The sequence below is a fragment of the Pseudodesulfovibrio hydrargyri genome, assembly GCF_001874525.1.
Classification (GTDB): Bacteria; Desulfobacterota; Desulfovibrionia; order Desulfovibrionales; family Desulfovibrionaceae; genus Pseudodesulfovibrio; species Pseudodesulfovibrio hydrargyri.
Genome location: NZ_LKAQ01000004.1, coordinates 256,745 through 270,195 on the forward strand (window position 1 = coordinate 256,745; position 13,451 = coordinate 270,195).

A 13,451-nucleotide genomic window follows, 5' to 3' on the forward strand; every position below is an offset into this window, starting at 1 on the left:
TGAATGTTTATTCTCCGGTGTCCGGGTCACAGGGTACCCAGAATGGTCACGAGCATGTCCGGCTCGGGAACGATGAGCGCCGCGCCGGTCAGCCCGGTGACCCGCTGCGCCAACTCCTGCTTGCGGGTCACGAAAATCGCGCGCGTTTGCGGCGACAGGCTCAGGGCCGCCTCGAGCATGGGCACGTCCGAGCCGGTGTCGCCGCAGATCAGCCCGACCCCGTCCGCCATGCCCAGACCGAGCTCCTGGTCGAGAAACTTCACGCCGTCGCCCTTGTCGAAATCCTTGAGCCCCTCGCCCTCGGTCTCCACGGTGAGGATGATCTCCACGTCCAGGCCGGTGTCCTCGATGCGGAAGTTGCGCCCGTCCGGGTCCAGCTCGGCGGCCAGGGCTTCCAGGGTGGCCAGGAACGCCTCGGACTCGGCCTTGTCGATGGACCCGCCGATGTCCTGCCGGGCCACTGTGGACTGCCCGAACTTGAACTGCAGGCCCGAGCCGATGAGGGTGAACTTCTCGTATGCGGGCCGCGAGGTCAGTTCGCTCAGCCGCGCATTGAGGGCGTTTATGGCCGCCTGCTTGTCCGGGGTGATCTCCAGGCGCCGGATCCGGCCGTCGCGGTCCAGGCACTCGCGGCCCTTGGACGCGGCGTAGTAGAATTCGCCGTCCGGGTTGACCGAAATCTCGATCAGCCCGTCCAGGGGGGCCGAGGTCAGGATGACCGGCCTGTCCACGTGGGTCCGGGCGAAGCGGGTCAGGAAGACCGCGTTGTAGATGGACTGGATGGAGGTCAGGTAGCGGGCGCAGTAGTTGTTGACCGTGCCGTCGCGGTCCGTGACCAGACTGTCCAGGTCGGCCCCGCGCAGCAGTTCCCGGCCGTTTTCCACGTATTCGCCGAAGCCCGGATGGAAATCGGCCAACATCTCGAGGAAGGTTTCCTCGCCCTCCTCCAGGTAGAAGAGGTCCTTGCGGGTCTCGTCGATCTCGTAGCCCATGTCCAGGGTGATGGTCCGGCCGCCGCCCAGGCCGAGGCGCTTGCCGCCCTCTTCCTCGGGCACGGCTTCCAGGGATTCCAGGAGGTTGGACAGGGATTTCGGGATGTCGCCGTCGACCGTTTCCCCGTCAAGGATCGCGGCCGCGGCCCGCTTCCGGATATCCCGGGAAGCGGCCATGAGCGCGTAGAAATCCTTCAGCGTCTTCAGTTCAACCTGGTCGATGCCGGCCATCCGCCCTCCTTTTATTAGTATTCGAAACGCACGGTGTAGTTGATCACCTTCCCCTCCTTGCCGGCGGAGGGAGCCACGCCCTTCAGGTCGAATTCGATGGTGCCCGAATCCTTGGCCGTGTACGGGGTGTCCGCGTTGAGCACGGTCCACTGCCCGGACAGAGCCTCCTCGAGCCGGATGTCCCTGGGCTCGGCCGAGCCGTTGCGCACCGTGATTTTCCAGCCGACCTCGGCCGCGTTCTTGCCGATGCGCTGGAAGCTTGTCTGCACGCGCTTGACGTTCACGTCGAAGGAGCGGCCGACAGACAGCCGGACTTCTCCCCCGTTGGCCACGTGCCCGATTCCGGCCTCGCCAGCCAGCAGCTTGGTCCCGTCGGATGTGGGCATGAAAACGTGCACAACGCCCCCGGGCATGGGCTTGCCGAGGTTGTTGCCCTCGCTGTTGGTGAAAATCAGGGTCGCATCGACGTTTTGGCCGATTTCGCCGGAACGCTGATTCGACGTATTGTGAAAACGGCTCGACAGCTCGGTCTTCACCGGGATGTTCACGGCCGAGAACAGCCCCACCTGCTTGGTCCCGGAAGCCGGAACCGACACGTACCGGCCCGGATCATAGACGTGGTATTCGAACAGGGATTCTTCTGTGGCCGCCGGAGCCCGGGATGCATCCATCGACATCTCCATCATGTTCTCAAACACTTCATGTCGGCCGGACCTCTTGAGTGCCGCCACACGCTGCACGTCACCGGCCACGAGACGCAGGTCAGCGCCGGGAAAGGCCTGGCCCGATTCGTTCGATATCGTGGCCCAGGCGTCCAGATCGGCTGTCTCGCGGGACTGGCTCACGGTCAGGTTGTAGTCCGCATGCCAGTCCAGTCCGCCCATGAGGTAACTCAGGGCCACGTTTTTGCGCCCGGCGACCGAACTGCGCGTGGTCAGGGTCAGGGTGGGTTTGGTGTCGAGCCCCTGGGGCATCTCGGGCAGGAGTAGGGCCTCGTACGAACCCACGTAGACCTCCTTGCCTATGGCGAAGATGGGCTTGCCCTCGTTGGACAACAGCTTGGCTTTCTTCAGGATTCGGGCATTAGCGTCCGCCGGGTCGGGTAGGATCACGGACAGTTCCTTTCCCACATAGGCGTCGAGAAGGTTGGACGGAGTGATGGGCCGGTAGGCGTATTGCACCTCCTCCACGGTCATGTCCGGGGCCGTGGCCCGTATGGAGGCGGGATTGATGGTCGAGGGTATGTCGGTGAAGACCACGGCGGCGGCCCCCTCGGGCAGGGTCACCACGCGGGATTCGGTCACCTGGGCCTGGCCGGAATTGTACACGGCCAGCACCGATCCGGCGGCATGAACGCCACCGGCAAGGGGAGCAAGAAGAAAAAGCACTGCGGCGAGCAGTTGGGCGGCGGGGAAACATGGCCGATTCATCGGTCCTCCGGGGTTGAGTCGAGATTGCGCAGGGACAAAGTATCAGTGCCTAGCCTTCAAGATACACGGCCCCGACCTATTTTGCAAAAATATAACAAAGAATATCACTGCGGCCATTCATGGCGTAAAACCCGCGCACCAGCCCGCTCTCAGGTCGCCAAAAGCGCCGTCTCCCGCCGGTCCGGAGAAACCGGACACCCGTTTCCCATCTCGCAATCAGGAACGGTTTCTGTTATTAATCATCCCGCATGAAAATCCTCATCATCGATGATTCCAAGGCCACCGCCACCCAGCTGACCGAGATGCTGCTGAGCGCCGGCCACACCGACGTGTCGAACGTGGATTCCCTGGAACGGGCCATGCGGACCCTGCAGCGCTCCGTGGCCGGGGACGCGCCCGTGGACCTGGTGCTCATCGATCTCGACAACCACGACACCGACGGCATCGCCGCCATCCTGACCCTCAAGTCCCACCGCGAGTTCGAGGACATCCCGATCATCGCCGTGGCCCCGAACGACGGGTCCGACGACCTGGACCGCGCCTTTGCGGCCGGGGCCTCCGACTACATCGTCAAGCCCGTGGGCCGCACCGAACTGCGCGCCCGCGTCCGGTCCGCCCTGCAGTTGCGCCGCGAGATGCTCAAGCGCATGTTGCGCGAGCGCGAACTGGAACGGCTGGCCCGCAAGCTGGAACGGATGTCCAACCAGGACGGGCTGACCGGCCTGGCCAACCGCCGCTGCTTCGACGACACGCTCATCCGCGAATGGGTGCGCAACGGCCGCGAGGACAACTCCCTGGGACTGCTGATGATCGACATCGACCACTTCAAGGCCTACAACGACGCCCTGGGCCATGTGGACGGCGACGTCTGCCTGCGCGGGGTGGCCGACGCCATCCGCGACGCCACCAACCGGCCCGGCGACCTGGTGGCCCGCTACGGCGGCGAGGAGTTCGCCATCATCCTGCCCGGCACCGACTTCGACGGCGCGCGCGTGGTGGCCGAGAACATCCACGCCAACCTGGCCAAATCCTGCATCAGCCACCCCGACTCCCGGGTGGCCTGCAACGTGACCGTGTCCATCGGCGTGGCCGCCACCGTACCCACCTGCGAGACCACCCCGGAACACCTCATCCAGGCCGCGGACCGCGCCCTCTACCAAGCCAAACAGTCCGGCCGGAACCGCACCGAAGCCATCTGCCTCCCCGATCCGGACCGGGTGCGGCAGCAGGAATCGGGGGAAGGGGAGAGGGGAACCCTTTGAGGAAAGGGTTCCCCTCTCCCCTTCCCCCGAACCCCCATCCCCTCTCCCTTCCTAAACTTCTTGCCGCCGCTTCGCGGAGGTTCGTCTAGACCCTATGATTGGTGCCCGCGCCCCAATAAAACCGCTTACATCATGGAGCGACTCGGGTGCGCAGCACACGACAGCGGCTCTTGCTCCCTCCTCCTACCTGGAGCACCTCGGTTGGCCTCACCAACCGACAGCGGCTCTTCGTGCACGCACAATGTGAGGCTTTCGAGAGTGGGTCAGCTGTGCATTTTCTCCAGGCGGGCTTTCGCCGCAGCGTAGTGGCCCTACGTGAGGACGAAAGCCCGCCTGGAAAAATGTGCAGATGGCCCGCTATCGAAAGCCGCGCGCCACCCACAAAAGAGGGGCCATGCGCTCCGGGGAGGAAAGCGCATGGCCACAGGGATGTGGGCGGCCGGTTGCAAGGATCAACCGACCGCGAGGAACTATGAGGCTTGTCGAAAACTAGCGAAGGAAATGAATGGACAGGTAGCTGCCGCAACAGGGGCAAACCTTGACCGGGGTGGGCCTCCCCTCGTCGTCGCGGATGACCGCTTCCCAGGGAATGAATCCGTCAAGGGTGTACTGCACCATCAGCCTGTGACCACACTTGCAAAAACGTTCCTGCATGACTCTCTCCTTGCCTTGTATCGCACCGAGGTGCGTGTGTCATATTCGTTGACTGAACGTGACTCTTTAATAAACAAGCATTGAACTTTATGTCAACTAATATTTTACACTTTGTTGTGTTTTCCCCTACAAAATGTCTACTTCACAAAACAATCTTTAATTCCTGCTGGATACGAGAAAGCCCCCGCAACGCGGCGCGTTGCGGGGGCCTGATTCGGCGATGGAAAAAGAGACTAGCGGTATTCCCGCGATGCCCACAGGATCTGGCCGATGACGCGCACGTTGTCGAGCTCGTCGCCGGACAGGTGGATGGGGGAATAGTCCACGTTGTCGCTTCTGAGCACCAAGGTGCCGGGGAGGCGTTCCACGCGCTTGACCATGACCGTGTCCTCCACGCCCACGGCGTAGATGCCGCCGGACAGAACGTCGGTACGCGACTGGTCGATGAGGACCATGTCCCCTTCCTTGATCTCCGGCTCCATGGAATTGCCGATGACCTCCATGAGAACCATGTTGGCCGGGTTGCCCCGGTGGGTCAGCCAGTCGGAGCGGAAGGAATAGTACCCCTCCACCTGGCCTTCGGTTTCGAACGAGCCGCCGCCCGCACAGAGCCGGGCGCGCACCTTGGGGATTTCCGCGTAGCTCGCCCCGTCCTCGGCGGCGGCCGCCAGGGCGGCCTCGGGCCGGGGAAACCCCTTGCCCTGCTCCAGCCACAGCGGGTTCAGCCCGAACCGGGCGGACAGATCCAGAATCCAGCGGGCGGGCACCGTGCCCTTGCGCTTGGCCAGGGACACTGCGGCCCGCCCCACGTCCAGCTCGCGGGCCAGCTGGGACTGGTTCTTGATCTCCGTTTCCGAACAGAGTCGTTTGAAAAAGGCTTCAAATCCGTTGCTCATCGTTGCGCCTTGGTTAATGAATGTTGCTGAGAAATTGTTTACTATTGATTAACCGAGTTGTCAATCATGAAAGCAATTTTTGTCGTCTGATGCCGGACAAAAACAAAGCATGCGGAGGGCAGGGCCTTCCGCATGCTTATTGTTGCTAAAACGGCGCGGGCGGGGCCGGGGCCAGCCTAGATCAAATCCTTGTAGTCCATGGACGCGGCCGTCACGGAACGCAGGCTGAAGTTCAGCTCCAGCCGCTCCACGCTGGCCTCTTCCAGGACCACCTCCACAGTCTGCCCCAGATAGAAGGACTGGCCGGTACGCTCGCCCACGAGCATCTCGCGCTGGGGCCAGTAGGTGTAGTAGTCGTCGTCCATGGTGGACAGCCGGACCAGCCCCTCGGCCATGACCTCCTTGAGTTCCACGAAGAAGCCGAAGTCGGTGATGTGCGAAATGACCGCGTCAAAGGTCTGGCCGACCTTGTCGCGCATGAACAGGACGGTCACGCGCTTGAGGATCTCGCGCTCGGCGTCCATGGCCACCCGTTCGCGGCCGGACAGGTGGTTGGCCACGTTGAGCAGCTTCTTGCGGCCCGGAATGGGCGCGGGCACGCCCTCGCCCTCGTGCAACGCGGCTTTGACCAGCCGGTGGACCACCAGGTCGGCGTAGCGCCGGATGGGCGAGGTGAAGTGGGCGTATTCCACGGACGCCAGGCCGAAGTGGCCCTCGTTGTCCGGCGAGTACTTGGCCTGCTTCATGGAGCGCAAAAGCATGCGGTTGACGATGTACTCCTTGTCCGTGCCCTCCATGGAGGCCACCAGCATCTGGAGCTTCTTGGGGGTGATCTCCTTGGGCATGACCACGGACTTGTCCGTGCGCGACAGCAGCCGGAACAGATTCTTGAGCTTCTCCTCGTCCGCCGGGGGGTGGATGCGGAACATGCAGGGCAGGCCGCGCTCCACAAGGAAATGGGCCACGGCCTCGTTGGCCGCGATCATGAACTCCTCGATGAGTTGGTTGGCGAAATTGCGCTGCTTGGGCCGGATGTCCTCGGTCTCGCCGTGCACGTCGAAGAATATCTCCGGCTCGGGCAGGTCGAAGTCGAGCGACCCGCGCTTGACGCGCAGGAGATTGATCTTGCGGGCCAGTTCCTCGGACAGTTCGAGCATGTTTATCAGGTCCGGAGCGATGGCCTTGCGGGCCTCGGCCTGTTTTTCGATGATCGCGTCGCGCACCTGGGAATAGGTCAGCCGGGCGTGGCTGCGAATGACCGCCGGGAACAGCTCGGTCTTCACCGTGCGCCCGTCCGGGTCGGTATCCATGCACGCCACCATGGTCAGCCGCTCCACGTCCGGGTTGAGCGAGCACAATCCGTTGGACAGCTTCTCCGGGAACATGGGCTCCACGGACCGGGGGAAATAATAGGAGTTGCCGCGCTCGAACGCCTCGCGGTCCAGGGGCGAGCCCTCGGGCACGTAGTGGGAAACGTCGGCGATGGCCACCCACAGCCGGTAGCCCTTTCCCCGCCGCTCCACCAGGATGGCGTCGTCGAAGTCGCGGGCCGTGGCCCCGTCGATGGTCACGAACGGTTTTCCGGTCAGGTTGCGGCGGCCCGCGAAATCCTTTTGGGACGGCTCGGGCGGCAGCCCTTCGGCCTGGGTCACGGAGCCGGACGGGAACCGGGTGCGGATATTGTGGTTGGACTTGACCAGGGCCTCCTGCACGGCGATGTCGGTTTCGACCCCGAGCCGCTTGGTGATCTGCCCTTCCCACATGGTCGGGTCGATGCGGTCGCCGGGTGCGCACAGGGCGATCTCGCCCGGCTTGACCTGGACGGATTCGTCCTTGAGCGTTGCGATGATCCCGAAATTGAGCCTCGGGTCCGACGGGCGGCAAAGCCATTCGCCGCCGGTCATCTTCTTGACCACCTTGACCGGCAGGACCTTGCGCCCGCGCTCCAGGATGCGCACGATGCGCCCCTCGGCGTTGCGCCCCGCCTTGGGCTCGCCGACCACCGAGACCACCACGCGGTCGCCGTGCCAGGCGTCGTTCAGGTCGCGCTGGTTGACGAATACGTCCTTGCGCCGGGAATCCTCGGGCACCACGAAGCCATAGCCCTGGCGCTGGATTTCCAGCCGCCCGGTGATGCAGTGCATGGCCTCGGCCAGCCCGTAGCCGCGCCGGATGCGCACCAGCTTGCCCTTCTGGACCAGCTCCCTGAGCAGGTCCTTGACCAGCGCCTTGTCCTTCTTCTTGAGCTTGAGCTGGCGGATGACCTCGGCCCTGGACATGGGCCGCTTCACTTCCTTGAACAGCTTGAGCAGCGCGGCCGGGGACAGGGGCGGTGCCGAGGGCCTCGGTTGACTGCGTTTCTTTTTAGCCATGGTTGCCTCCCTTGGCGGGCGGCAGCCCCGCCTCGTGCCGGGCTCTGTATTCCGCCGCGTGTTGGGCGCGGTCCGCGCGGCGCAGCCTGAATGAATTGTAGCGCCGCTCCCACCAGGTGGAAAATTTCGCCCTCTCGCCCAGGGTGGACGGCCCGAACTCCAGGCTCAGGTCGAAATGCCAGAACACCTCGGTGCACATGGAACCGAGCTTGACCGCGTCCTTGGGCGTGCACAGCACCGCGATGCAGCCCAGCCGGGCGGCCTCCTGGGCCAGGTCGAGGGCGTCCTGCTTGGTGTAGGAATGATGGTCCCGAAAGACCCGGTGCCGTTTGGGCGGATACCCGAAGTACGCCTCGGCCGTGGCGCTGACCTGGGCCGGATCGCCCACGCCCGTGACCAGCAGGTACGGCGCGCCCTCGAAGTCCCGGACCGTCTGCCCGCCGATGACGTTGCGCAGCCCGGTGGGGGCCAGCCTGAAGCTGAACACCGGCCTGCCGAACCGCGCCAGCCGCTCGTCGATGCGCGGCCGAAGCTGACCGAATCCCCTGGGCCCGACCTTGATCAGGAACGCGTCGGCCCGCCCGAGCGCGGACTCGGGTTCGCGCCAGGAGCCCGCCGGGATGACCCGGTTCCACTCCTCGCGCAGGTCATCGGGCCGAAGCAGCACCAGATTCACGTGCCGTTGCACGGCCATGTGCTGGAACCCGTCGTCCAGGATGATCAGCTCGGGATGCGTCTTCTGCACGGCCGCCTTGCCCGCCCGGGTGCGGTTCGGGTCGACCATGACCAGCGCCTTCTCGTGGGCCCGGGCGAGCATCAGCGGCTCGTCCCCGGCCTCCTCGGCCAACGCGCCCGGCTTGACCTCATAGGGCAGGTGCCTGGGCCTGGCCCTGTACCCGCGCGTCAGCAGGGCCACCGGGATGGCCTTGGACTCGGCCCAGCCGAGCAGCCAGTCGGCCACCGGCGTCTTGCCCGAGCCGCCCCAGCCGATGTTGCCCACGGACACGGTCAGCGCGGGCGCTTCCCAACGGGGCAGCAGCCCGCGGCGGTAGAGCCCGGCGCGAAAACGCATGGCCCCGGCGTAGACCCAGGAAAAAGGACGCAGCAGCGGAGACAGCATGCGTTGCAGATGGGTCACGGTTTCGGGCATGTGGCTCCAGGGAAAAGATTCGTCATTGAAGAAGCATACGTCCCCCGCAGCGGACTGGCAAGAGGGAGATGGACGCCACCGGGCCTCCAGCCGTTGGCGGGTCTTCGGGCCTTCCCCCGCCCCCCCATACCCTCAACCTTCCTAGACTTTTTGCATACGCATGCGCGAGGGCGGGAAGCAGCCGAATGACGTGCGGCTTCTCCGGAGGACGTGCGGACTTGAAAAGGAGGCTGGAAGAGGTCGGGATTGGGCGTGGTTGTTGAGGTTGGCTGCCGGGATTCGACAAAAAAAGGCCGTACTCGGGAGAGTACGGCCTTCGGCGTGGCTGGGTTGCCGGGATTACCGCCGGTCGCCCATGAGGCGGAGCAGCATGAGGAACAGGTTGTAGAAGTCCAGGTACAGGGTCAGGGCGCCCAGGATGGTGCCGCGGCGGACGGCGGCGGTGTCGCCCATGGGCACGTTCTCGCCCATGGTCTTGAGCTTCTGGGTGTCGTAGGCGGTCAGGCCCACGAAGATGATCACGCCCAGGACCGAGATGGCGAAGGACATGCCCGGGCTCTGCAGGAACATGTTCACCACCATGGCGATGATGATGCCGATCAACCCCATGAAGAGCAGGCTGCCCCACCCGGTCAGGTCTTTTTTGGTGACCAGGCCGTAGATGGACATGGCCCCGAACATACCGGCGGTGGTGATGAAGGTCGAGACCACCGAGGCCGTGGTGTAGGCGTAGAGGATCGGCGCCAGGGAAAAACCGTTCAGCGCGCTGAAGGCCATGAACAGGGTGGTGGCCGTGCTCGGGTTCATGGTGGATATCTTGAAGCTCATGAAAAAGACCATGCCGAAGGCCAGAAGCAGGGCGATCATGGGCAGCATGGTCGGCGCGAGCATGCCGGTCTGGGGGTTGTAGACGAACGCCAGTTGGGTCAGGGCGGGGACGGTCAGGGTGGCGAACGCGATCAGGGCGGTCAGGCCCAGGCCCGCGCTCATCCAGCCGTAGACGCCGCGCATGAAGGCGTTCAGGACTTCGGCCCGGGAAGTCTCCGTGCGTTGCATGCTGGGATACTGAGTCATTGATATTCCTCCGAATTGATTACGTGCTTATGGCCGGGAATCCCCCGGCATTGCTTTTATCTAATCAGCTTTTGGGGTCGTGGCAAGGGAATGCAGCAAATTGCACAATTCGCGCGGGCCAACGATCCGCCGGGTCAGCGGCCCGTGCGCACGCCGTGCAGCCGCTCGGCCTGGTCCACCGTGACCACGGTCATGCCGATGGGGGCCAGGGTGGCCGCGGCCAGCTTGAGGTGCTGCCAGCCCCAGGGGATGCCGATGATGGTGATGAAGCAGCCCAGGGCCGACAGGATGTGGCCCAGGGCCAGCCACCAGCCCGCGAACACGAACCAGATGACGTTGCCCACCAATCCCCAGCCCGAGGTGCCGATGTCCGGCCGCCCGGTGACCATGTCGCGCCGAACCAGGGTCCGGCCGAAGGGCAGCAGCGAGAAACCGGCGATGACAAAGGCGGACCGGGCCCAGGGCAGGCCGACGATGGAGATGGCGAAGATGCAGCCGGCAAAGAGCCAGCCCAGGGCCATGAACGCCCCGCCGATGAGCCACCAGATCACGTTGCCGAGAAACGAAAGCATGAAAACTCCTTGGGCTTGATTTTCCAGCTATCGTATTGGCCCATCCCGTCGCGTTCGTCAATGGCGCAACGAACTCTGCACAGGTTTGGCCGAGGTCATGAGCAGGCCGCCCACCAGGGCCGTGAACGGGGCCACGGTGACCAGCCCGAAGCTGCCCACCAGGGTCTTGAGGACCTCGGCGGCCACGTAGATGAAGTTGAAGGTGGTATCCAGCGGGATGCCCTGGGCCATGAAGGCCATGAGCAGGGTCACGAACCCGCCCGAGTAGGCCAGCAGCAAGGTGGTCGTCATGGTCCCGACCACGGCCCTGCCCACGCGGATGCCCGACCAGACCGCCTCCACGCGCGAGATGCCCGGCTTCTTGTCGACCACCTCGGCCATGGCCGAGGCCACGTCCATGGCCAGGTCCATGACCGCGCCGCAGGACGACAGGAACACCCCGGCCATGAACACGCGGGTCAGGTTCAGGTGACCGTAGCCCGCGTAGAGCAGGGTCTCGGCGAACGGCATGACCGCGCCGTGGACGTGGAACCGCCCGGTGAAGTGGATGCCCAGCGCGCAGCTGGCGACCACCCCGAGAAAGGCCCCGAGAAACGCGGTCAGGCCGGTGCGGTTGATCCCGGCCACCAGGAAGATGATCACGGCGCTCAAGGCCGCCACCACGCACAGAGTCAGCCAGACCGGGTCCGCGCCCTTGAGCAGCATGGGCACCAGGACCTTCCACAGCAGCAGGCCGGTGAACACGAACGAGAGCAGCGCCTTGAATCCGGTCAGCCCGCCGAAGATGAGCAGCAGCGCGGCGAACAGCCCGAGCAGGAACAGTTCAAGCCCGAGGCGGTAATGATCCTGGGGGTTGACGTAGGCCACCTCGCCCGCGCCGTCCACGGTCAGGATGACGTAGGCCGTGTCCCCGGCCTTGAACAGCTTGTCGCGGTCGAGCTGGCCCAAAAGCTGGTTGTTGGCGGTATAGGTCTTGCCCTTGAACGGGCCGTCCAGGATGTCCAGGGTGACCTCCTGCTCGCCCGCGCGGATCATGCCCAGGTTCTGGATGTGGCCGTCGTCCACGGCCGTGACCCGGGCCGTGCAGTGGACCGCGTCCCGGTCCTTGGTCGATTCGAACCCGGTGGGCAGGTAGTAGAGCCCGACGGAGATGAGGATGAAGATGAGGACCAGAAGCCAGTCGCGGGTCGTCTTGCTGGGTGCGTACATGGAATTCCCGAAAAGAGGGGCGGGCGGACCGCTGCCGGACCGCCCGCCGAAGGTTTGCTTGGTTGCCTGCTTCTAGTTGGCGGCCACGCGCACGTTGGCGGCGTCCGCGTACACGGCCTTGGCGGGCATGCCCATGGAGGCCATGATCTTGGTGGCCACGTCCTTGTTGTCGTAGCTGCCGTTGAAGGCCTGGGAACCCACGCCGATGGCCGAGGTCGAGACCGGCACGCCGGTGTGCTTGTAGGAGGTCCAGCCCAGGCCGGCCTTCTGGTTGAGCACGTGGGTCAGGGTCACGGACAGCGGGTCGTACTCGCCGTACAGCAGGTAGTCCCCGCCCTGAATCTTCTCGTCCGCCATGGAGCGCTTGAAGGCCTGCTCGATGTCGGCCTGCTGGTAGTCGGCCAGGACCATGGGATCGGTCTTGGCGTCGCCCTCGAACTTCAGGCCGAAGTCGGCGGTGATGATCGGCTTCATGGCGTTGAAGTCGCCGCCCTTCTTCTTGAAGTCGGCCAGGGTCTCGTCGGTGAACTTCTGGAAGGAGACCTTCTGGTGGCTCAGGATATCATAGTGGGAGCCGTACTTGGTGCCCGCGAAACCGAGCGTCAGGCCGCCACACTCGTGGTCGCCGGTGACCACGATCAGGGTCTCGTCCGGGTGCTTGTCGTAAAAGGCCATGGCCTTCTGCACGGCCTTGTCGAAGGAAACGGTGTTGTCGATGGAGGCGGCCGCGTCGTTGGCGTGGCAGGCCCAGTCGATCTTGCCGCCCTCGACCATCAGGAAGAAGCCCTTGTCGTTGTCGAGCATCTCGATGGCCTTGGCCGTGAACTCGGGCAGGGTGATGTCCTTGTCGGTCATGTCCATGACGTAGGGCAGCGCCTTGCCGTCCTGGAGCCAGGCGTTCCAGGCGATGATCTTGCCGTCGCCGGGCTTCAGCGCCATGAAGTCCTTCTTGTCGGTGACGACCTTGTAACCGTTGGCCTTGGCCTTTTCCAGGGCGTCTCCCATGGGGGCCTTGGACTTCTTGCCCTGCGGATCCTTGAGCCCGCCGCCCGCGAAGAAGTCGAAGCCGGAATCGGCCAGGGCGTGGTCGATCTCGTGGTACATGGAGCGGGTCTTGACGTGGGCGTAGAACGCGGCCGGGGTGGCGTGGTCAACGGACACGGACGAGACGATGCCGACCTTCATGCCCTTGTCCCTGGCCATCTCGGCGATGGTCTTGACCGGCCTGAAGGACGGGTCCACGCCGATGTAGTTGATGTTGGTCTTCACGCCGGTGGCGAGCGCCGTGGCCGAAGCCGCGGAACCGGTGATGAACCGGTCGTTGGCAAAGGTGGTGGTGATGCCCTGGGCGGGCATGGCGTCGATGGCCATCTTCTTGCCCAGGTACGCGGAGCTGGCCGCGCGCTGGGGCAGGCCCATGCCGTCGCCGATGAAGAAAAATACGTATTTCGCGTCCTTGGCCCAGGCGGAACCGGCCATGAACACCACGGCCAGCGCCAGCGCCAGGGCGCACCTGACAATCAGTTTCCGAGCTTTCAACATGTCAAACCTCCTCGGTCCGTTGGGTGTTGGTTAAGTACCCATTGTCTACGCCCGGAAGGTTACAGAA

At 64.4% G+C, this 13,451-nt stretch carries 11 protein-coding genes; 1 reads left to right on the plus strand and 10 read right to left on the minus strand.

The features are described 5' to 3' along the window. Positions 1-26: 26 nt before the first annotated feature. Together BerOc1_RS05625 and BerOc1_RS05630 are read right to left on the minus strand one after the other, a co-directional pair. Positions 27-1,223 carry a trehalose 6-phosphate synthase gene (locus BerOc1_RS05625; RefSeq protein ID WP_071544763.1) on the minus strand — a complete coding sequence of 399 codons (1,197 nt, stop codon included), beginning with the start codon at positions 1,221-1,223 and terminating at the stop codon, positions 27-29. A gap of 14 nt (positions 1,224-1,237) precedes the next feature. Next, positions 1,238-2,653, minus strand: a complete 1,416-nt coding sequence (locus BerOc1_RS05630; protein ID WP_071544764.1) for a DUF4139 domain-containing protein — start codon at positions 2,651-2,653, stop codon at positions 1,238-1,240. A 248-nt stretch (positions 2,654-2,901) separates the two neighbouring features. On the opposite strand from BerOc1_RS05630, the gene BerOc1_RS05635 reads away from it, so the two are divergent. Then, positions 2,902-3,915, plus strand: a complete 1,014-nt coding sequence (locus BerOc1_RS05635) for a diguanylate cyclase (RefSeq protein ID WP_071544765.1) — start codon at positions 2,902-2,904, stop codon at positions 3,913-3,915. A gap of 489 nt (positions 3,916-4,404) precedes the next feature. Here the strand turns inward: BerOc1_RS05635 and BerOc1_RS19035 are convergent, their stop codons facing one another. The 8 genes from BerOc1_RS19035 to BerOc1_RS05670 form a co-directional block, all read right to left on the minus strand. After that, complete coding sequence (locus BerOc1_RS19035) at positions 4,405-4,569, minus strand: hypothetical protein (RefSeq protein ID WP_165610788.1); 165 nt, start codon at positions 4,567-4,569, stop codon at positions 4,405-4,407. A 233-nt stretch (positions 4,570-4,802) separates the two neighbouring features. After that, positions 4,803-5,465: a LexA family transcriptional regulator gene (locus BerOc1_RS05640; RefSeq protein WP_071544766.1), complete on the minus strand. Its 663-nt coding sequence runs from the start codon at positions 5,463-5,465 to the stop codon at positions 4,803-4,805. Positions 5,466-5,641: 176 nt separating this feature from the next. Continuing rightward, the gene (rnr, locus tag BerOc1_RS05645) at positions 5,642-7,837 is read right to left on the minus strand and encodes a ribonuclease R (protein ID WP_071544767.1); all 2,196 of its coding nucleotides are present in this window, start codon (positions 7,835-7,837) and stop codon (positions 5,642-5,644) included. Continuing rightward, positions 7,830-8,987, minus strand: a complete 1,158-nt coding sequence (lpxK, locus tag BerOc1_RS05650; RefSeq protein ID WP_071544768.1) for a tetraacyldisaccharide 4'-kinase — start codon at positions 8,985-8,987, stop codon at positions 7,830-7,832. The genes rnr and lpxK overlap by 8 nt, the downstream gene beginning before the upstream one ends. Positions 8,988-9,326: 339 nt before the next feature. After that, positions 9,327-10,061: a Bax inhibitor-1/YccA family protein gene (locus BerOc1_RS05655; protein ID WP_071544769.1), complete on the minus strand. Its 735-nt coding sequence runs from the start codon at positions 10,059-10,061 to the stop codon at positions 9,327-9,329. Positions 10,062-10,195: 134 nt separating this feature from the next. Continuing rightward, positions 10,196-10,633, minus strand: a complete 438-nt coding sequence (locus BerOc1_RS05660) for a YccF domain-containing protein (RefSeq protein ID WP_071544770.1) — start codon at positions 10,631-10,633, stop codon at positions 10,196-10,198. Between the two features lie 57 nt (positions 10,634-10,690). Beyond that, positions 10,691-11,842, minus strand: a complete 1,152-nt coding sequence (locus BerOc1_RS05665; protein WP_071544771.1) for a YibE/F family protein — start codon at positions 11,840-11,842, stop codon at positions 10,691-10,693. Between the two features lie 72 nt (positions 11,843-11,914). Then, positions 11,915-13,384, minus strand: coding sequence for an alkaline phosphatase (locus tag BerOc1_RS05670; RefSeq protein ID WP_071544772.1), 1,470 nt, complete (start codon positions 13,382-13,384; stop codon positions 11,915-11,917). Positions 13,385-13,451 lie beyond the last annotated feature (67 nt).

Coding starts and splice junctions, on each gene's coding strand:
- BerOc1_RS05625 (WP_071544763.1), bottom strand. CDS start 1,223: ATGGCCGGCATCGACCAGGTTGAACTGAAGACGCTGAAGGATTTCTAC.
- BerOc1_RS05630 (WP_071544764.1), bottom strand. CDS start 2,653: ATGAATCGGCCATGTTTCCCCGCCGCCCAACTGCTCGCCGCAGTGCTT.
- BerOc1_RS05635 (WP_071544765.1), top strand. CDS start 2,902: ATGAAAATCCTCATCATCGATGATTCCAAGGCCACCGCCACCCAGCTG.
- BerOc1_RS19035 (WP_165610788.1), bottom strand. CDS start 4,569: ATGCAGGAACGTTTTTGCAAGTGTGGTCACAGGCTGATGGTGCAGTAC.
- BerOc1_RS05640 (WP_071544766.1), bottom strand. CDS start 5,465: ATGAGCAACGGATTTGAAGCCTTTTTCAAACGACTCTGTTCGGAAACG.
- rnr (WP_071544767.1), bottom strand. CDS start 7,837: ATGGCTAAAAAGAAACGCAGTCAACCGAGGCCCTCGGCACCGCCCCTG.
- lpxK (WP_071544768.1), bottom strand. CDS start 8,987: ATGCCCGAAACCGTGACCCATCTGCAACGCATGCTGTCTCCGCTGCTG.
- BerOc1_RS05655 (WP_071544769.1), bottom strand. CDS start 10,061: ATGACTCAGTATCCCAGCATGCAACGCACGGAGACTTCCCGGGCCGAA.
- BerOc1_RS05660 (WP_071544770.1), bottom strand. CDS start 10,633: ATGCTTTCGTTTCTCGGCAACGTGATCTGGTGGCTCATCGGCGGGGCG.
- BerOc1_RS05665 (WP_071544771.1), bottom strand. CDS start 11,842: ATGTACGCACCCAGCAAGACGACCCGCGACTGGCTTCTGGTCCTCATC.
- BerOc1_RS05670 (WP_071544772.1), bottom strand. CDS start 13,384: ATGTTGAAAGCTCGGAAACTGATTGTCAGGTGCGCCCTGGCGCTGGCG.